This window comes from Paracoccus tibetensis (genome assembly GCF_900102505.1).
In the GTDB taxonomy this organism is placed as follows: Bacteria; Pseudomonadota; Alphaproteobacteria; order Rhodobacterales; family Rhodobacteraceae; genus Paracoccus; species Paracoccus tibetensis.
On record NZ_FMVT01000005.1, the window covers coordinates 28,965 to 46,052 of the forward strand.

General features: G+C 71.6%; 14 protein-coding genes and 1 pseudogene. 4 read left to right on the top strand and 11 right to left on the bottom strand.

The window, feature by feature from the left end:
• Positions 1-252 precede the first annotated feature (252 nt).
• The 3 genes from dinB to BLP73_RS08010 are packed head-to-tail and all read right to left on the bottom strand — an operon-like array spanning position 253 to position 3,805.
• Positions 253-1,356 carry a DNA polymerase IV gene (gene dinB, locus BLP73_RS08000; protein ID WP_090742273.1) on the bottom strand — a complete coding sequence of 368 codons (1,104 nt, stop codon included), beginning with the start codon at positions 1,354-1,356 and terminating at the stop codon, positions 253-255.
• Positions 1,353-2,087: a CAF17-like 4Fe-4S cluster assembly/insertion protein YgfZ gene (gene ygfZ / locus BLP73_RS08005; RefSeq protein WP_090742276.1), complete on the bottom strand. Its 735-nt coding sequence runs from the start codon at positions 2,085-2,087 to the stop codon at positions 1,353-1,355. The genes dinB and ygfZ overlap by 4 nt, the downstream gene beginning before the upstream one ends.
• The gene (locus BLP73_RS08010; RefSeq protein ID WP_090743052.1) at positions 2,084-3,805 is read right to left on the bottom strand and encodes an ABC transporter ATP-binding protein; all 1,722 of its coding nucleotides are present in this window, start codon (positions 3,803-3,805) and stop codon (positions 2,084-2,086) included. The genes ygfZ and BLP73_RS08010 overlap by 4 nt, the downstream gene beginning before the upstream one ends.
• 319 nt (positions 3,806-4,124) lie before the next feature.
• Here BLP73_RS08010 and BLP73_RS08015 point away from each other — a divergent pair, with 319 nt between their 5' ends.
• The gene (locus tag BLP73_RS08015; RefSeq protein WP_090742279.1) at positions 4,125-5,294 is read left to right on the top strand and encodes a pyridoxal-phosphate-dependent aminotransferase family protein; all 1,170 of its coding nucleotides are present in this window, start codon (positions 4,125-4,127) and stop codon (positions 5,292-5,294) included.
• Here the strand turns inward: BLP73_RS08015 and rsmD are convergent.
• Positions 5,291-5,857, bottom strand: a pseudogene (gene rsmD / locus BLP73_RS08020) (16S rRNA (guanine(966)-N(2))-methyltransferase RsmD); the annotation flags it as partial. The gene BLP73_RS08015 and the pseudogene rsmD overlap by 4 nt on opposite strands.
• A 37-nt stretch (positions 5,858-5,894) precedes the next feature.
• The gene (locus tag BLP73_RS08025) at positions 5,895-7,088 is read right to left on the bottom strand and encodes an NAD(P)/FAD-dependent oxidoreductase (RefSeq protein WP_090742285.1); all 1,194 of its coding nucleotides are present in this window, start codon (positions 7,086-7,088) and stop codon (positions 5,895-5,897) included.
• Positions 7,089-7,161: 73 nt separating this feature from the next.
• Between BLP73_RS08025 and BLP73_RS08030 the strand changes: the two genes are divergently transcribed.
• Positions 7,162-7,647: a peroxiredoxin gene (locus BLP73_RS08030; protein WP_090742288.1), complete on the top strand. Its 486-nt coding sequence runs from the start codon at positions 7,162-7,164 to the stop codon at positions 7,645-7,647.
• 156 nt (positions 7,648-7,803) lie between these two features.
• Here the strand turns inward: BLP73_RS08030 and BLP73_RS08035 are convergent, their stop codons facing one another.
• From BLP73_RS08035 to smc, 4 genes are all read right to left on the bottom strand, one after another.
• Positions 7,804-8,946 (bottom strand): GNAT family N-acetyltransferase, encoded by a 1,143-nt coding sequence (locus tag BLP73_RS08035; RefSeq protein ID WP_090742292.1) that lies wholly within the window; start codon positions 8,944-8,946, stop codon positions 7,804-7,806.
• 284 nt (positions 8,947-9,230) lie between these two features.
• Positions 9,231-9,980 (bottom strand): glycerophosphodiester phosphodiesterase family protein, encoded by a 750-nt coding sequence (locus BLP73_RS08040; protein ID WP_090742294.1) that lies wholly within the window; start codon positions 9,978-9,980, stop codon positions 9,231-9,233.
• Complete coding sequence (locus tag BLP73_RS08045) at positions 9,980-10,435, bottom strand: RidA family protein (RefSeq protein WP_090742296.1); 456 nt, start codon at positions 10,433-10,435, stop codon at positions 9,980-9,982. Before BLP73_RS08045 ends, BLP73_RS08040 begins: the two co-directional genes overlap by 1 nt.
• A gap of 43 nt (positions 10,436-10,478) precedes the next feature.
• Positions 10,479-13,925, bottom strand: a complete 3,447-nt coding sequence (gene smc / locus BLP73_RS08050) for a chromosome segregation protein SMC (protein ID WP_090742299.1) — start codon at positions 13,923-13,925, stop codon at positions 10,479-10,481.
• A gap of 140 nt (positions 13,926-14,065) precedes the next feature.
• On the opposite strand from smc, the gene BLP73_RS08055 reads away from it, so the two are divergent.
• Complete coding sequence (locus BLP73_RS08055; protein WP_090742302.1) at positions 14,066-14,446, top strand: CidA/LrgA family protein; 381 nt, start codon at positions 14,066-14,068, stop codon at positions 14,444-14,446.
• Positions 14,439-15,158, top strand: a complete 720-nt coding sequence (locus BLP73_RS08060; RefSeq protein ID WP_090742305.1) for an LrgB family protein — start codon at positions 14,439-14,441, stop codon at positions 15,156-15,158. Before BLP73_RS08055 ends, BLP73_RS08060 begins: the two co-directional genes overlap by 8 nt.
• Positions 15,159-15,217: 59 nt before the next feature.
• On the opposite strand, the gene mog is transcribed toward BLP73_RS08060, so the two are convergent.
• Positions 15,218-15,763 (bottom strand): molybdopterin adenylyltransferase, encoded by a 546-nt coding sequence (gene mog / locus BLP73_RS08065; protein ID WP_090742308.1) that lies wholly within the window; start codon positions 15,761-15,763, stop codon positions 15,218-15,220.
• Between the two features lie 61 nt (positions 15,764-15,824).
• Positions 15,825-17,057, bottom strand: a complete 1,233-nt coding sequence (locus BLP73_RS08070; protein WP_090742311.1) for an argininosuccinate synthase — start codon at positions 17,055-17,057, stop codon at positions 15,825-15,827.
• Positions 17,058-17,088 lie beyond the last annotated feature (31 nt).

A 17,088-nucleotide genomic window follows, 5' to 3' on the forward strand; every position in this document is an offset into this window, starting at 1 on the left:
GCGCGGGGCCTTTCGTTGCGCAACGGCTGCGTGCGGTGCGGGTGACGCTGCGGCGGCGGATTGATGCATTCGGGCCTGCAATTGCTGGGATTGGCGCCGCACAGGGTGTGCACGGAGGCGGCACATGATGTGCACCGGCTGTGCACCGCTTCCGGGCGTTGCCTGTTGCGTCCTGCGACCACCGGGGGGCTTCGCGCCCCCCGGACCCCCCGCGGGATATTTGGAGACCAAAGCAGGACGAAGGAGCGGGCCTCAGGGGGCGCGGCCGAAGAGGTCAAGCTGGGCAGGGGCGTCGTCGTCGCTGTCGAAATGCGACAGGGTGATGCCGAGGAGGCGGGCGCCGCGGGGGTCGGGCAGGACGGTGGCGGCTTGCTCGCGGGCGAGGGTCAGAAGCTCGGCTTCCGAGGCGACGGGATGCGGTAGGGTGCGAGCGCGGGTGATTTGGCGGAAGTCGGAGAACTTGACCTTGAGCGTCACCGTGCGGCCGCGCATCTGGTGGCGGACGGCAGCGGTCCAGACCTTGGCGGCGAGCGGGGCGAGGGCCTCGGCGGCCTCGGGGAGGGTCATGAGGTCGGCGGAGAAGGTGTTTTCGGCACCGATCGACTTGCGGATGCGGTCGGGGCTGACGCGGCGGTGGTCGATGCCGCGCGAGATGTTCCAGTAATACTGGCCGGACTTGCCGAAGCGGCGGGTGAGGAAGTCGAGGCTTTGGGCGTGGAGGTCGGCGCCTGTGTGGATCCCCATGGCCTGCATCTTGGCAGCCGTCGCGGGGCCGATGCCGTGGAACTTGCCGACCGGCAGGGTTAGGACGAAATCGGGGCCGCGTTCGGGGGTGATGACGCAAAGGCCGTCGGGCTTGTTCTGGTCCGAGGCGAGCTTGGCGAGGAACTTGTTGTAGCTGACGCCGGCGCTGGCGGTGAGGCCGGTCGTCTCGCGGATGCGGGCGCGGATCTCCTGCGCGATGCTCGTCGCGGTGCGGCTGCCGAGGCGGCCGGTGAGATCGAGATAGGCCTCGTCGAGCGAGAGCGGCTCGACGAGGGGGGTGTAGTCGGCGAAGATCTCGCGGATCTGCTGGGAGACGGCGCGGTAGACCTCGAACCGGTGCTTGACGAAGATGAGGTTCGGGCAGAGGCGCGCGGCGGTGACCGAGGGCATGGCGGAGCGGACGCCGAAGGCGCGGGCCTCGTAGCTGGCCGCCGCCACCACGCCGCGCGCGGCGGAGCCGCCGACGGCGACGGGCTTGCCGCGCAGGTCCGGGTTGTCGCGCTGCTCGACGCTGGCGAAGAAGGCGTCCATGTCGACATGGACGATCCTTCGGTCTTCGGGCCGGCGCTGCTCGGGCGCCGGCTCGGTCATGCGGGACGCGGCTCGGCCGGATCGAGCCGGGCCTCGCCGGCCTCCATGCCCGGTATCACCCGGTCGAAGCGGACATGCGCGAGGGCGAAGCCGCCGGACTGGGTGCCGAGCGTGCCGACCTCGCGGCCGTCATGGGTGATGGGCGTGCCCACCGGCGCGGTGCCGGTGATGGCGAGGCGCGTCAGGCCCTTTCGCAGCTCGGTCTTGTGCTTCATGCGGGCCGTGACCTCTTGCCCGACATAGCAGCCCTTACGGAAGTCGACGCCGTGGAGGCGCTCGAACCCGGCTTCGAGGATGTAGGTCTCGTTGGGGATCAGCTCGGCCAGCGTCTCGGGGATGAGGTTCTCGACGCGGAGCGCGTCCCAATCGCTGCCGTCGTCGCCCGCCTGCCCGTAGAGGCGCCAGCCGAGGGCCGGGTGGCGCGGATCGGCGATGGCATCCTGGGGCGGCACGCCGGTGCCGCGGGCGACGGGAAGATCGACGGGGGCCAGATCGACCTTGGAGCGGAGCTTGTACATCGTGAGGCGGCGCAGCAGGTCCTCGGCCAGCCGGGTGTCGACGTCGATCAGCAGCGCGTCCCCGGCCGGGACGATCAGGAAATCGGCCAGATACTTGCCCTGTGGGGTGAGCATGGCCGCCCAGCAGGGGGCGCGGCGGACGTCGTTGGTGACCAGCCCTTGCAGGAAGGCGTCGCGGTCCTCGCCGGTGACTCGGATGATCTGGCGGCTCATGTTTCGGCTCCGAACTGCAGGGCGACGAGGCGGGCATAGCTGCCGCCTTTCGCCATCAACTGGTCATGGCTGCCCTCTTCGACAACCCGGCCGGCCTCCATCACCACGATCTTGTCGGCGCCGCGGATGGTCGAGAGGCGATGCGCGATCACCAGCGTCGTGCGGTCCTGCGAGAGCGTGTCCAGCGCGTCCTGGACGAGCCGTTCGGAGGCGGTGTCGAGGGCGCTGGTCGCCTCGTCCAGAAGCAGCACGGGGGCGTCGCGGAGGATGGCGCGGGCGATGGCGACGCGCTGGCGCTGCCCGCCCGACAGGGCCGAGCCGCGGGGGCCGACGGGCGCGTCGAGGCTGCGCTGCTCGCCGAGGAAGTCGCTGACATGGGCGGCGTCGAGGGCGTCCTGCAGCTCGGCCTCGGAGGCGGCGGGGCGGCCCATCAGAACGTTGTCGCGCAGGCTCTCGTCAAAGAGCGCGGGCTCCTGCGAGACGGTCGAGAACTGGTCGCGCAGCGTGCCGAGGTCGTAGTCGGCGACCGGCACGCCGCCAAGAAGGACCGCGCCCTCGTCCGGATCAACCATGCGGGTGAGGAGGTTGAAGACGGTGGACTTGCCCGCGCCCGAGGGGCCGACGAGGGCGGTGGTCTGGCCGGCCTCGGCGGAGAGGGTAAGGCCGTTCAGCACCGGCTGGCCGTCGAAGGAGAGGCGCACGTCGCGCAGCTCGATGCCGGTGGCGACGGGGGGCGCGGTGCGGGGGCCGGAAAGGACGGTCGGAGCCGTGTCGAAGACCTGGTAGATCCGTTCGAGGCTGGCGGCGGCGGTCTGCCAGGTGCCGGCGAGGCCGCCGAGGCGGCGCATGGGCTGGAAGGCGAGCGCGAGGGCGGTGAAGAAGGCCATGAAGTCGCCGACGCTGCGCGTGCCGTCCATTACCTCGCGCCCGCCGAGGGCGAGGACGGCGATGAAGCCGATGCCGGTGACGATGTCGGTGAGGGCCGGGATGACCGAGGAGGTGGCGGCGACCTTGGTCTCGGCCGTGCGGATGCGGCCGACGATCTCGGCGAAGCGGCGGGTCTGGTCGGCCTCGGCGCGGTTCAGGCGGATCGAGGCGATGCCGTGGAGCACCTCGTCCAGGCGGGTAGCGCGCAGCGAGGCGTTGGCGCGGTTCTGGCGCATCTTGCGGCGGATGTAGCGCTGCACGAGGGCGGCGGGCATGATCAGGATCGGCGCACCGACCAGCGCGGCCAGCGTCCACCACGGGTCGATGGTCAGGGTCACGGCGAAGAGCATGACCAGCGCGATGGCATCGCGCGTGGCCCCGGTGATCAGCGTGGCCCAGACCCCTTGGACGGCCTGGGTGTCGCCCTGCACGCGCTCGATCATGGCGCCGGGCGGGTTCTCGCGGAAGAAGCGGCCGTCGAGGGTCATGATATGCGACAGCAGGTGCGTCTGCATCGTCGTCGAGACCGAGAGCGAGATGCGCGTCAGCAGCGCGCGGGACGAGACAAGCGTGAAGGCGCGCAGCACGAAGACCCCAAGGATGGCGCCGCCCACCCACCAGAGCGCGCCCTCGTCCCCGCCGATGAAGACCCGGTCGAAGAGCGGCTTCAGCATCCAGCTGATGAGCGCGAGGGTCGAGCCCTCGATCGTCATCAGGACGAAGGCAATGGCCATCGCGCCGCGATGCGGGCGCAGGTAGTCGATCCACAGCCGATGGAGCAGCCCCTGCATCCGGGTGGAGCCGAGGGTGGTGGCGGCGGCGGCGATCTGCGTCTCGGCCGGCACGGCATCCGGGTCGGTGGGCGCATCGGGCATGGCGAGAGGGGCGGCGTCGGGAATGGCAGCCTCGGGGCTGGGCGGGCGTGGGGTCACGGCGAGGCCTTTCCTCTCGTCGCCGCCAGTCGCGGCTTTGCGACAGGCTTAACCGCTGGCGGCGGCTGCCTCAAGGCAAGGCCGGGATGGCGCGCCGTGGACCCTGTCCGACCGCCGAGGCCGTTGACGGGGCAGGCAGGCGGTTTTAGCGGTACTGCACGATGTGAAGGAACACCTTATGAGCCTTGGTTACGGTCACGAGCATATTGCCATCCCCGGCCCCTCGCCGGTGCCGACGCGCGTTCTGAACGCCGCCCACCGCGCCTCGCCCGACATCTATGCCGAGCCGCTGGCCGCGCTGAACCTGCAGGTCATGGCGCAGCTGAAGCGGCTGGCGGGAACGCGGGCGAACCTCGCGCCCTATATCGGCAACGGCCATGCGGCATGGGAGGCGGCGACAGCGAACCTGTTCGACCGGGGTGAGACGGTGCTCGTGCTGACCTCGGGCCATTTCGGGCGCTCGTGGGCGGATGTGCTGACGGCCTGCGGGGTCGAGGTCGAGCGGCTGGATTTCGGCAACGCGCCAGCTGATCCGGCGCGGCTGGCGGCGCGGCTGGCGGCTGACCCGGAAAGCGAGCTGAAGGCGGTTATGGTCTGCCAGATCGACACGGCCAGCGGCACGCAGGCCGACATCCCGGCGCTGCGCGCGGCCATGGGGGACCACCCGGCGCTGCTGGTCGTGGATGCCATCGCCTCGCTTGGCTGCGCGCCGATGAAGATGGACGAATGGGGCGTCGACGTGCTGCTGTCGGCGAGCCAGAAGGGGCTGATGTGCCCGCCGGGCATGGCCTTTGTCTGGTTCTCGGACAAGGCGGCCGCGCGCGGGAAGACCGGGCTGACGACCCCCTATTGGGACTGGCACATCCGCGCGGGGGCCGAGCAGCTGTGGCGTTTCTGGGGCGGCACGCCGCCGGTCCAGCAGGTCTATGCGCTGGACGAAGCGCTGCGGATGATCCTGGAGGAAGAGGGGCTGGAGGCGGTCTGGTCGCGCCATGCCCGCCTTGCCCGCGCGGTCTGGGCGGCGGTGGATGCTTGGGGCGCTGGCAATGACGGCATCCGGGTGACGGTGGCGGATGCGGCGGCGCGGGCGGCCTCGGTGACGGCGGTGACCCTGCCGCGGGCGGACGAGCTGCGGGCCTGGGTCGCAGGGGTCTGCGGGGTGACGCTTGGCGTGGGCCTCGGCGCGCCGGAGCCGTCGGGGGCGCTGCGGGTGGCGCATATGGGCCATTGCAACGCGGCGATGGTGCTGGGCGTTCTGGGCGCGATGGAGGCCGGGATGATCGCGCTGGAGATCCCGCACGGGCCGGGCGGGCTGAACGCCGCCGCAGCGGTCGTGGCAGGCGGCTAGGATTTCCAGCGCGCCAGCGTGACCAGCGTGGCGCCGTAGCGGCGCTGGTCGAGGAGCGCGGTGTCGGGCGGCAGGACCGGCGGGACGCTCTCCTCCCACAGAATCGTGGCGCCGGGGGCGAGCCAGCCGCCGGCGATGGCCGAGGCGAGTGCGGCCTCTCCCCTGCCCTGCCCGTAGGGCGGGTCGAGGAAGACGAGGCCTGCGGTTTCGGTCGCGGCCGGCAGGCGGGTGGCATCGCGCTTCAGGTGCCGGACACGGTCCGCGGCGCGAGCGCGGGCGATGTTCTGGCGGATGAGGCTTGCGGCGGCGGCGCCGTGATCGACCAGCGTGGCGCTGGCGGCTCCGCGCGAGATCGCCTCGAGCCCGAGGGCGCCGGTGCCGGCGAAAAGGTCGAGCACATGGGCGCCGGGCAGCGGGTTGCCGTGACTGCCGTTGATCAGCAGGTTGAAGATCGATTCGCGGACGCGGTCGGTGGTGGGGCGCAGGTGGGCGGCCGCGTCGCCGGACCCGACATCGGCCAGTTTCAGGCCGCGGAAGGACCCTCCGATGATCCTCATGTGGCGGGCGCCTTGATGGGTATTTGGGCAACGAAGAAGCCCATCAGAGCAGCGCCTTGAGGTCGGGGGTGGCGGCGACGGCGTCCGGGTCGGGCGAGCGGCCGGCCTCGATCAGGCGCTTGCCGATCATGTAGGCGCGCGGGTCGTTCAGCGCGTCGACGGCGATGAGGCGGTTCTGGCGGAAATACCAGACCGAGGCCGAGGGGGCGGCGCCGCGCTGCACGATCCGGTCATGGCCGGTGCCGAGCCCGGCGATCTGGAGCTTGGTGTCGAACTGGTCCGACCAGAACCACGGCTTCGGCTGCCAGGGGCGGCTCGCGCCGAGGATGTTGTCTGCCACCGCCTCGGCCATGTCGATGGCGCCGCCGACGCTTTCGAGGCGCAGGCGGCCGCCCTGATGCGGGATGCTGGCGCAGTCGCCGGCGGCCCAGATGGCGGGATCGGAGGTGCGGCCGAAGCCGTCGGCGGCGATGCCGTTGTCGAGCGCGAGGCCGGCAGTGGCGGCGAGGTCGGTCTCGGGCAGGACGCCGATGCCCTGGATCACGATCTCGGCGGGGATGTGGCGGCCGTCGGTCAGCTGGATGCCGGTGGCGCGCTCCGTGCCCGCGATGGCGCTGATGGCGATGCCTTCGAGGATGGTGGTGCCGTGGGCGCTGTGCAGATCGCGGACGAGGGCGGCAGTCTCGGCGCAGGCGACGCGGCCGAGGATGCGGGGCGCGGCCTCGATCAGCGTGACCTCGAGGCCGAGCTTGCGGGCGACGGCCGCGGCCTCGAGCCCGACATAGCCGCCGCCGATGACGGCGAGGCGGCGGCCGGCACGAAGCTCGGGCGCGAGGACGTCGATGTCGGCGAGGCTGCGGATGACATGGGTGCCGGGCAGCTCGCCCCCCATCGCGACGGGCAGGCGCCGCGGGCGGGCGCCGAGGGTCAGCGCGAGGGCGTCGTAGGGGTGGTGGCCCCTGTCGGTGACCAGGACGCGCGCGGCAGGGTCGATCCGCAAGGCGCGCTCGGCCAGGCGCAGCTCGATCCGCTGCTCGGCCCACCAGCCCTCGCCGCGCAGCAGCAGGCGATCCACGCCCATCTCGCCGAGCAGGTAGCCCTTGGAAAGGGGCGGGCGCTGGTAGGGCGCCACCGGCTCGGCGCCGATCAGGGTCAGCGGGCCGTCATGGCCGCTGGCCCGCAGCCGCGCCGCCATGGAGGCCGCTGCCTGCCCTGCCCCCACGATCACGATCCGCATGCGCTCATCCCTAGCCGCCCAACGGGAGGCAACCTATAGTGCGCGCGAATCCGTTGCAATTCAGGAGCGTGACATGACCATCACCGTCGGAGACAAGCTGCCCGAGGGCCAACTTCTGCGCGTGGGCGAGGCCGGGCCCGAAACGGTCGCCACCGCCGACCTGTCGCAGGGCCGCGTGGCGCTGTTCGGCCTGCCGGGTGCCTTCACCGGCACCTGCACCAACGCCCATATGCCCAGCTTCGTGCGCACGGCAGACGCCTTTCGCCAGAAGGGCATCGACCGCATCGTCTGCGTGACCGTCAACGATCCCTTTGTCGCGAAGGCCTGGGCCGAGGCGACGGGCGCCGGCAATGCCGGGATCGAGGTGCTGGCCGATGCCGATGGCAGCCTCACCAAGGCGATGGGCCTCGACTTCTCGAACCCCGCCGTGGGCTTCTTCGGCCGCAGCAAGCGCTATGCCGCCCTCCTGAAGGACGGGCAGTTCGAGGCCCTGGACGTCGAGGATGGCCCGGGCAACTGCAGCGTCAGCGCCGGCGAGGCGCTGCTGGAGAGGGCCTGACCTTCATCTTCTGTGGTCAAGTATCCCGGGGGTCCGGGGGCAGAGCCCCCGGCCGTCGCGGGACGCAATCAGGCCATCTGCGATGAGAGGGGGTTTTTGCCCTGCCCCTGATCCGGCGCCCGCCGGCACAGCGCGCGTTTCGCAGGGCGCCATTCGCTACTCCTGCAACGCGCCGCGGCGGAATGGCGTGAACTCGGCCAGCGCCTCGATCTCGGCGCCCATCGCCTCGCGCTCCTGCAGCAGATATGCGTCGAGGGCGCGCAGGAAGCCGGGGTCGGGCGTCCAGTGCAGCGAGTGGATCGGGACCGGCTCGTAGCCGCGGGCGAGCTTGTGATCGCCTTGGGCGCCGGCCTCGACGCGGGCAAGGCCGTGGGCGATCGCGTGGTCGATGGCCTGGTGGTAGCAAAGCTCGAAATGCAGGAAGGGGTGGTCCTCGGTGCAGCCCCAGTAGCGGCCGTAGATCGCGTCTAGGCCGAGGAAGTTCAGCGCGCCGGCGATGGGGCGGCCGTCGCGCTCGGCCAAGACCAGAAGGACGTCCTCGCGCATCGTCTGATGGACGTGGTCGAAGAAGGCGCGGGTGAGGTAGGGCTGGCCCCATTTGCGGCTGCCGGTGTCCTGGTAGAAGGTCCAGAAGGCGTCCCAGTGATGCGGCTTCAGGTCGTCCCCCCGAAGATGCCGGATCGTGCCGCCGAAGTCCTGGGCGCGGGCGCGCTCTTTCCGCAGGTCCTTGCGCTTGCGCGAGGAGAGGGCGCCGAGGAAGTCCTCGAAGCTGCCATAGCCGCGGTTCAGCCAGTGATACTGCTGCGTCACGCGGGGCAGGAAGCCGGCGGCCGTGCCGATGGCGGCCTCGTTTTCGGTACAGAAGGTGATGTGGGCCGACGACGCCCCGACGCGCTCGGTCAGCTGCATCAGCGCCTGCGCCAGCGCGGCCTGCGCGCCGGCGTCCCTAGCCAGCAGGCGGCGGCCGGTGGCGGGAGTGAAGGGGGCGGCGCATTGCAGCTTTGGGTAATACCGCCCGCCCGCGCGGGTATAGGCCTGGGCCCAGGCATGGTCGAAGATGTATTCGCCCTGGCTGTGGGCCTTCGCATAGAGCGGCAGCGCGCCGACGACCTGCCCATCCCGCTCGAGCGTGACGTGCAGGCTTTGCCAGCCGGTGCCGGTCCCGACCGACCTGGACTGCTCCAGCGCCAGCAGGAAGCGGTGGGTGGTGAAGGGATTGCCGTCACCGAGATCGTCCCACGTCTGCGGATCGATCTCGGCAACCGAGGCGTGGGTCGTCAGGCTCAGCGTGTCGTTCATGGGGCGAAGATAGGCATGGCGCGGCAGCTTGTCAGGGGGCGGCGTGCGTTTGGCCGCAGGGGCTGCGGGAGCTGCGGGTTTTTCGGGCGGAGCGCCTGCGGTCTGCCTGCGTGCATTGGTCTTCCTGCTCTTGTGGCGGGGCCGCTTTTGCGTCCCCCGGTCGCCGGGGGCGCTTCGCCCCCCGGACCCCGCGAGGATATTTGGGCACAGAAGATGAGGAAGGGGCGGTTCGCCCTGGGCTGGAGGCTGCGCGCTCTGCCGTGCCTGAAGCCGCGGGCGCGGGATCACAAGGCGGCGCGGTAGCCCTCGAAGGTCACGTTATGGGCGACGCGGCGGGCGGCGGCTTCCTCGGCTTCGGAGCAGATGGTCCAGCTGAGGATCGGCACGCCTTGCGCCTTCAGCGCGTCCACGCGCGGGTTCATGAGGTCGTCCTTGTCATGCGAGATGAAGGACGCGCCGACCTTGTCGAAATCCGTGATCAGCGCCAGTTCCTCGCGCCGCGCGGGCGGGATGCGGGCCCAGTCCGCCGCGGGGAAGGCGCAGGTCGTCAGGCCGACGGGGATCTGCGGGGCGGCGGCGCGGAAGGCGGCGATCATGTGGGGGTTGAAGGACATCACCGCCACCGGCCCCGCATAATCCGCCAGCAGTTCGGCGGTGCGGGCGGGCAGCGCGCCGACATTGGGGCCGCAGGTGCCGTCCTGGTCCTTCAGCTCGATCAGCAGCGGGACCTGGCCGGCGACCAGGTCAAGAAGCTGCGCGAGGGTCGGCACCGGCTCGTTCGTGCCCAGAAGGCGCAGGCCGGCCAGCGTCGCCGGGTCGGTCGCCGCAATGAAGCCGGGCGTGCCGGTCAGGCGCTGGAGCTGGTAGTCGTGGAAGACCAGCGGCTCGCCGCCGGGGCCCGGCTGGATGTCGCATTCGATGCCGTAGCCGGCCTCAATGGCGGCTCGGGCGGCGGTGAGGCTGTTCTCCGGCACGCCGGGCGAATGGAGGCCCCGATGCGTGATCGGGACCGTCAGGAAGCGTTCGTCCAGCATCAGCGGACCTCGAAGACGGCCTCGATCTCGACCGCGACGCCGAAGGGCAGCGAGGAGGCCGAGACGGCGGCGCGTACATGGCGGCCGGCCTCGCCGAAGACCTCGACCATCAGGTCCGAGCAGCCGTTGATGACCTTGGGCTGGTCGGTGAAGTCGGAGGTCGAGTTCACGAAGCCGGTCAGCTTCACCACGCGGCTCACCCGGTCCAGATCGCCGATGGCGGCCTTGAGCTGCGCGATCAGCGCCAGCCCGCAGCGGCGGGCGGCCTGCGCGCCCAGCTCGACTGTCGTGCCGTCGCCCAGCTTGCCGGTGATGAGGCCGCTCTCGTCGGCGCTGATCTGGCCCGAGACGAAGACCAGGTTGCCGGTCTGCACGAAGGGGACGTAGTTCGCGGCGGGCATGGGGGCTTCGGGAAGGGTGATGCCCTTGTCCTTGAGGCTTGCTTCGATGCTCATGGGGTCCTCGCGTTGTGATGGGCGGACCCTAGCGCGGGCGGGCTCAGGCGACCAGAGCCTCGGCACGCTTGAGGTCCACGCTGACCAGCTGGCTCACCCCCTGCTCGACCATCGTGACGCCGAACAGGCGGTCCATCCGCGCCATCGTCACCGCGTGGTGGGTGATGATGAGAAAGCGCGTGTCGGTGCGGCGGGTCATCTCGTCCAGCAGGTCGCAGAAGCGGCTGACATTGGCGTCGTCGAGGGGGGCATCGACCTCGTCGAGGACGCAGATCGGGGCGGGGTTGGCGAGGAACACGGCGAAGATCAGGGCCATCGCCGTCAGGGTCTGCTCGCCGCCCGAAAGGAGGCTCAGGGTGGACAGGCGCTTGCCCGGCGGCTGGCACATGATTTCCAGCCCGGCCTCCAGCGGGTCGTCGGATTCGACCAGCACGAGGCGCGCCTCGCCGCCGCCGAAAAGGGTGGTGAAGAGGGTCGCGAAGTTGGCGTTCACCGTGTCGAAGGCGGCCAAAAGCCGCTCGCGGCCCTCGCGGTTCAGGCTGCCGATGCCGGCGCGCAGCTTGCGGATCGCCTCTTCGAGGTCGGTCTTCTCGGCGGCGAGCTGGTCTCGCTCGGCCTCCAGCGCCTGCTTGTCCTCGTCGGCGCGCAGGTTGACGGCGCCGAGGGCATCGCGCTGCGCGCGCAGGCGGGCGATCTGGTCCTCCAGCGCCTCGGCAGGGGTGTCCGCAGTCTGGCCGAGGGTGGCGGCCAGCTGGTCGGGGGTCTGCTCGGTCTCCTCAAGGATGCGGGCGCGGGCGGTTTCCTCGGCCTCGCGGGCGGCCTCGGCGCGGGCTTCGCGGGCGGCGCGGGTCTCGCGGGCTTCGGAGGCGAGGCGCTCGGCCTCGCGCTCGGCCAGGGCGGCCGCGCGGGCGGCGTCTTCGGCGGAGGTCAGGGCGTCGCGGGCGGCGGTCAGGCGCGCCTCGGCATCCTCGGTGCGGGCTTCCAGCGCGGCGCGCTGATCGGCCAGCGCCGAAGGCTGGGCCTCGGCCTCGGCCAGCTCGGCGCGGGCGGCCTCCCGGCGGGCGGCAAGCTCGGCGCTGCGGGTGCCGGCCTGCTGGAGGCGCAGGCGCCAGCCCGAGTCCTCCTTGGCGATCTCCTGCAGGCGCTTCACGCGGGCCTGCCCCTCGCGGCGCAACTCGTCGAGGGCGGCGCGGCGGGTCATGGTGGCGATGCGCGCGCCTTGGGTGGCGGTGCGGGCATGTTCGACGGCGGCCGCGGCCTCGTCGCGGTTCGGCAGGGCGGCGAGCTGCGCCTCGGCCTCGGTCAGGCGGGTCTCGGCGTCGGCGGCGTCGGCCTGATGGCGGGTGAGTTCCGCACGGGCGGATTCGGCGCGGCTGCTGGCGAGGGCCAGGTCCGATGCGGCGCGGGTGGCGGCGCGGGCGGCGTCCGACAGCAGCCGCTCGGCCTCGCGGCGGGCGTCGCGGGCGGATTTCTCCTGCTCGGCCGCATCATGGAGAGCGGCGCGGGCGTCCTCATGCGCCGCGGCGGCCTCATCGGCGCGGGCGCGGCTGGTTTCGGCCTGCGCAGTGATCTCGGCCAGCTCGTTGACCTTCTGCAGGTGCAGCGCGGCGGCGCCCGAGGCCTCGCCGGCCATGATCCGCATTCCGTCCCACCGCACCAGATCGCCGGCAGGAGTCACGAGGCGCTGCCCGGGATGCAGCAGGGGTTGCAGCGCGGCGGCATGGGCGGCGTCCCGCGCGAGGCCAGTCTGCGAAAGGCGCCGGGCCAGCGCCTCGGGGGCGCGGACATGGGGGGCGAGGGGCTGGGCGTCCTCCGGCAAGGGCGCGGGGTCCGCCAAGGGAGGCAGCGCGTGCCAGCCGGTGCCGTCTTGGGTCAGGCCTGCGGACAGATCGTCGCCAAGCGCCGCGCCGAAGGCGGCCTCATAGCCGCGGGCGACCTGGACATGGTCCAGAAGGCTGGCGCCGCCGGACTGGCCGCGTGCGACAAGGCGGTAGAGGGCGGCCATCTCGGCGGCCAACGCGCCGGCCTCGCCCTCGGCCTCGGCGCGAGCGGTGCGGGCCGCGGTCTCGCGCGCCTGCGCCTCGGCGCGGGCCGCTTCGGCCTCGGCCAGCCGCTCCTCGGCGGCCTCGACGCGGGCGCTTGCGGCATCCTGCGCCGCATCGGCCGCATCCAGCGCGGCGACGGCGGCCTCGCCCGCCTCGGCGGCGCGGTCCACGGCGTCCGCGGCCTCGGCCATCGCGCGGCTGGCGCGGTCCAGCATGGCGCGCAGGTCGGCGGCCAGCCGCTCGGCCGACTGATGGCGGGCGGCGAGGCGGGCCGATTCGTCCGTCAGCTCGGTCAGGCGCTGCTCCAGCTCGTGCAGCATCTCGGCGGCGGCCTCGGCGGCCTCGGTGGCGGCCTCCATCCGGGCGTCGTGACCCTCGGTGGCCGTCTCAAGCTGGGTCTTTTCCCACGCAAGACGCTCGACCACCTCGCCGGCGTCGCGGTTCAGCGCGGCCTCGCGGTCGATGTCGCGGTCCAGCTGGGCGATCCGGGCGCGCAGGGCCTCGGCCGCGGCGGCGGCGCGGGTCTCGGCCTCGGCCAGCGCCGCGCGCTCGACCCCGAGGCGCGAGAGGATCGCCGCGGCGATCTGCTCTTCCTCGCGCAGAGGCGGCAGCGCTTCCTCGGCGGCGGCCCTGCGCTCGGCGGCGTCCGAGGCCCCTGCCCCCGCCGCCGCAGCCGCACGGATGGCGGCGGCCAAGGCCTCGGCGGCGGCGAGGCGCGCGGCCTCGGCCTCGGACCAGCGACGGTGCAGCAGCTGCCCCTCGGCCAGCCGCAAGGCGGCGCCGATCTCGCGGTAGCGCGCCGCCGTGCGGGCCTGCCGCGCCAGCGTCGCCGCCTGCGCCGAGAGCTGGTCCAGCGTGTCATCGACCCGCGTCAGGTTCGCCTCGGCCCCATTCAGCTTCAGCTCGGCCTCGCGCCGGCGGGCATAAAGGCCCGAGATCCCCGCCGCTTCCTCCAGAATACGGCGGCGGTTCTTGGGCTTGGCCGAGATCAACTCGGAGATCTGACCCTGCCGCACCAGCGCCGGGGAATGCGCCCCGGTCGAGGCATCCGCGAACAGCATCTGCACGTCGCGCGCCCGCACATCCTTTCCGGCGATCTTGTAGGCGCTGCCCGCGTCGCGGGTGATGCGGCGGGTGATGTCGAACTGGTCCGCATCGTTGAAGCCGGCCGGTGCCAGCCGGTCGCGGTTGTCGACGGTCAGCGCGACCTCGGCATGGGCGCGGGCGCTGCGGCGGGTGGTGCCGGCGAAGATCACGTCCTCCATCCCGTCGCCGCGCATGGCCGTGGGGCGGTTCTCGCCCATCACCCAGCGCAGGGCTTCCAGAAGGTTGGACTTGCCGCAGCCGTTGGGCCCGACCACGCCCGTCAGCCCCTCGCGGATCACCAGGTCCGTCGGGTCCACGAAGCTCTTGAAGCCGTTGAGGCGCAGGCGGTCGAAGCGCACGGGCAGGTTCCTGAGGGTTGCAGGGGCGAGTGTCTCTCGCATGGGGCCGTCCTGTCAACAAGTCCGCAAGATGTGGGAGAGAGTGGAAGCAGTGACACAAGATGCTGGCACGGCCGGCGCGGCAGGCGTAGAATGATGCCATGATCCAGACGCTGGCCATCATCCTCGGCTTCCAGCTCGTGGGCGAGATCGCCTCGCGCGCGCTCGCCCTGCCGCTGCCCGGCCCGGTCTTGGGACTGATGCTGCTGGTGCTGGCGCTGGTGCTGCGCCCGCCCCTGGCCGCGCATATCCGGGCGGTGACGCAGGGGCTCTTGGCGCATCTGTCGCTGTTCTTCGTGCCCGCCGGGGTGGGGATCGTGGCGCATCTGGACCTGCTGCGCGCGCACGGGATCGGGCTGGCGGCGGCGCTGGCGGGCTCGACGGTGCTGGCGATCGCGGCAGGGGCGCTGGCCTTCACCTGGGTTGCGCATTGGACCAGGCAGGAAGAGCCCGAGGCGCTGCGGGACCAAGGCCGTGAATGATCCGGCGCTGATCTGGTCCTACCTTGCCGAAGGGCAGCTTCTGTGGCTTGCGGCGACGCTGGCCGCCTATCTGGCAGGCGACTGGCTGTTCCGCCGGGCGGGCCGGCAAAGCTGGGCGAACCCGGTGATGCTGGCGGTCATGATGCTGGCGGCGCTGCTGTGGCTGACAGGCACCGATTACGCGACCTATTTCGAGGGCGCGCAGTTCGTCCATTTCATGCTGGGCCCGGCCACGGTGGCGCTGGCCCTGCCGCTTTACGACAACCTGCCCCGCGTGCGCCGCGCGGCCCTGCCGATGCTGGCGGGGCTGGTGGCGGGCTCGGGCGTGGCGGTCGTCTCGGCCCTCGCCATCGCGCGCGCCTTCGGGATCGAGGGGCCGGTCCTCGCCTCGCTGGCACCGAAATCCACCACCGCGCCTGTCGCCATCGGCATCGCCGAGGCGCTTGGCGGGCAGCCGACGCTGACGGCGGCGCTGGTCCTGCTGACCGGCATCTTCGGCGCCATCGTGGTGACGCCGCTGCTGAACGCGCTGAAGATCCGGGACTGGCGCGCGCGCGGTTTCTCGGTCGGGGTGGCGGCGCATGGGATCGGCACCGCCCGCGCCTTCCAGGTGAACGAGACTGCTGGCGCCTTCTCGGGCATCGGCATGGGGATGAACGCGGTGCTGACGGCGGTGATCGCCCCCCTGGCGCTGCGCCTCTTCGGAGGTTGAGATGGGTCTTTGAGCAACGAAGAAGCCGATTTCTCCGTTGTCCAAATACCCATTCCGACCTAGCCGCCCTTGGGGCGGAAGGCGGTGATGCGCGCCGGGTCGGTCTCGATCCGCGCCGCGCCCAGCAGGTCGAGGCAATAGGGCACGGCGGCAAAGACCGCATCGAGACAGGTCGCGATGGCCGAGGGCTTGCCGGGGATGGTGATCATCAGCGTCTTGCCGCGCGAGGCGGCGGTCTGGCGCGAAAGGATCGCCGTCGGCACCTCGCGCAAGCTGGCGCGGCGCATTTCCTCGCCGAAGCCGGGATATTCCCGCTCGGCCACATCCGACAGGGCCTCGGGCGTCAGATCGCGCGGCGCGGGGCCGGTGCCGCCGGTGATGAGGATGAGGTCGGCGCCCGCCTCGTCGCAGAGTTGGCGCAGGGCGGCGGCGACCGTCTCGCGGCCGTCGGGAACGATGCGGCGGGTGATCCGCAGCGGCGAGATGATCGTGCGGCGCAGCCAGTCCTCGGCGCCGGGGCCGCCCTTGTCCTCGTACTCGCCGCGCGCCGCACGGTCCGAGACGGTGAGGATCGCGACATGCGCGGCGGGAAGATCTTGCGTCATGGCGGCTCCTGCTCCGGGCGGCCGCCGCCCCGACGCCACAGGGCGCGGGCGGCGGCGGGTCCTACTTGCCGGCGACGCGGGCGTTGCGGTTCGCGATCAGCTTCAGGCGCAGCGCGTTCAGGCGGATGAAGCCGGCCGCGTCCTTCTGGTCGTAGGCGCCGGCATCGTCCTCGAAGGTGACGTGCGCCTCGCTGTAGAGCGAGTGGTCCGACCAGCGCCCCACGCAGGTCGCGAGCCCCTTGTAGAGCTTCAGCCGCACCGTGCCGGTCACGTGCTCTTGGCTCTTGTCGATCAGCGCCTGCAGCATTTCGCGCTCTGGGCTGAACCAGAAGCCGTTGTAGATCAGCTCAGCATAGCGCGGCATGAGCGAGTCCTTCAGATGCCCGGCGCCGCTGTCCAGCGTGATCTGCTCGATGCCGCGATGGGCCTCCAGCAGGATGGTGCCGCCCGGCGTCTCGTAGATGCCGCGCGACTTCATGCCGACGAAGCGGTTCTCGACGAAGTCGAGCCGGCCGATCCCGTGCCGGCCGCCCAGCTCGTTCAGGCGGGTCAGGATCGTGGCGGGCGACATCGCCTCGCCGTCGATGGCCACCGCGTCGCCCTTTTCGAAGGCGATCTCGATGAACTCGGGCGCATCGGGAGCGTCCTCGGGGTTGACCGTGCGCTGGTAGACGTAGTCCGGCGCGGCCTCGGCCGGGTTCTCCAGCGCCTTGCCCTCCGACGAGGTGTGCAGCAGGTTCGCGTCCACGCTGAAGGGCGCCTCGCCGCGCTTGTCCTTGGCGATCGGGATCTGGTTGGCCTCGGCGAATTCCAGAAGCTTGGTGCGGCTGGTCAGGTTCCATTCGCGCCACGGCGCAATGACCTTGATCGCGGGGTCGAGCGCATAGGCGCTCAGCTCGAAGCGCACCTGGTCGTTGCCCTTGCCGGTCGCGCCATGCGCCACCGCGTCCGCGCCGTGCTCCTGCGCGATCCGCACCAGGTGCTGCGAGATCAGCGGCCGCGCGATCGACGTCCCGAGAAGGTAGAGGCCCTCATAGAGCGCGTTGGCGCGGAACATCGGGAAGACGAAGTCGCGCACAAACTCTTCGCGGACGTCGACGATGTGGATGTTGCCGGGCTTGATGCCCAGCATCTCGGCCTTCTGGCGCGCCGGCTCCAGCTCTTCGCCCTGGCCGAGATCGGCGGTGAAGGTGATCACCTCGCAGCCATATTCGGTCTGGAGCCATTTCAGGATGATGGATGTGTCCAGGCCCCCGGAATAGGCAAGGACGACTTTCTTCGGCGCGTCGGACATGCGGCTTTACCCTCGATCACGATTTGCGCCG

Coding starts and splice junctions, on each gene's coding strand:
- dinB (WP_090742273.1), bottom strand. CDS start 1,356: ATGACCGAGCCGGCGCCCGAGCAGCGCCGGCCCGAAGACCGAAGGATC.
- ygfZ (WP_090742276.1), bottom strand. CDS start 2,087: ATGAGCCGCCAGATCATCCGAGTCACCGGCGAGGACCGCGACGCCTTC.
- BLP73_RS08010 (WP_090743052.1), bottom strand. CDS start 3,805: ATGCAGGGGCTGCTCCATCGGCTGTGGATCGACTACCTGCGCCCGCAT.
- BLP73_RS08015 (WP_090742279.1), top strand. CDS start 4,125: ATGAGCCTTGGTTACGGTCACGAGCATATTGCCATCCCCGGCCCCTCG.
- BLP73_RS08025 (WP_090742285.1), bottom strand. CDS start 7,088: ATGCGGATCGTGATCGTGGGGGCAGGGCAGGCAGCGGCCTCCATGGCG.
- BLP73_RS08030 (WP_090742288.1), top strand. CDS start 7,162: ATGACCATCACCGTCGGAGACAAGCTGCCCGAGGGCCAACTTCTGCGC.
- BLP73_RS08035 (WP_090742292.1), bottom strand. CDS start 8,946: ATGAACGACACGCTGAGCCTGACGACCCACGCCTCGGTTGCCGAGATC.
- BLP73_RS08040 (WP_090742294.1), bottom strand. CDS start 9,980: ATGCTGGACGAACGCTTCCTGACGGTCCCGATCACGCATCGGGGCCTC.
- BLP73_RS08045 (WP_090742296.1), bottom strand. CDS start 10,435: ATGAGCATCGAAGCAAGCCTCAAGGACAAGGGCATCACCCTTCCCGAA.
- BLP73_RS08055 (WP_090742302.1), top strand. CDS start 14,066: ATGATCCAGACGCTGGCCATCATCCTCGGCTTCCAGCTCGTGGGCGAG.
- mog (WP_090742308.1), bottom strand. CDS start 15,763: ATGACGCAAGATCTTCCCGCCGCGCATGTCGCGATCCTCACCGTCTCG.
- BLP73_RS08070 (WP_090742311.1), bottom strand. CDS start 17,057: ATGTCCGACGCGCCGAAGAAAGTCGTCCTTGCCTATTCCGGGGGCCTG.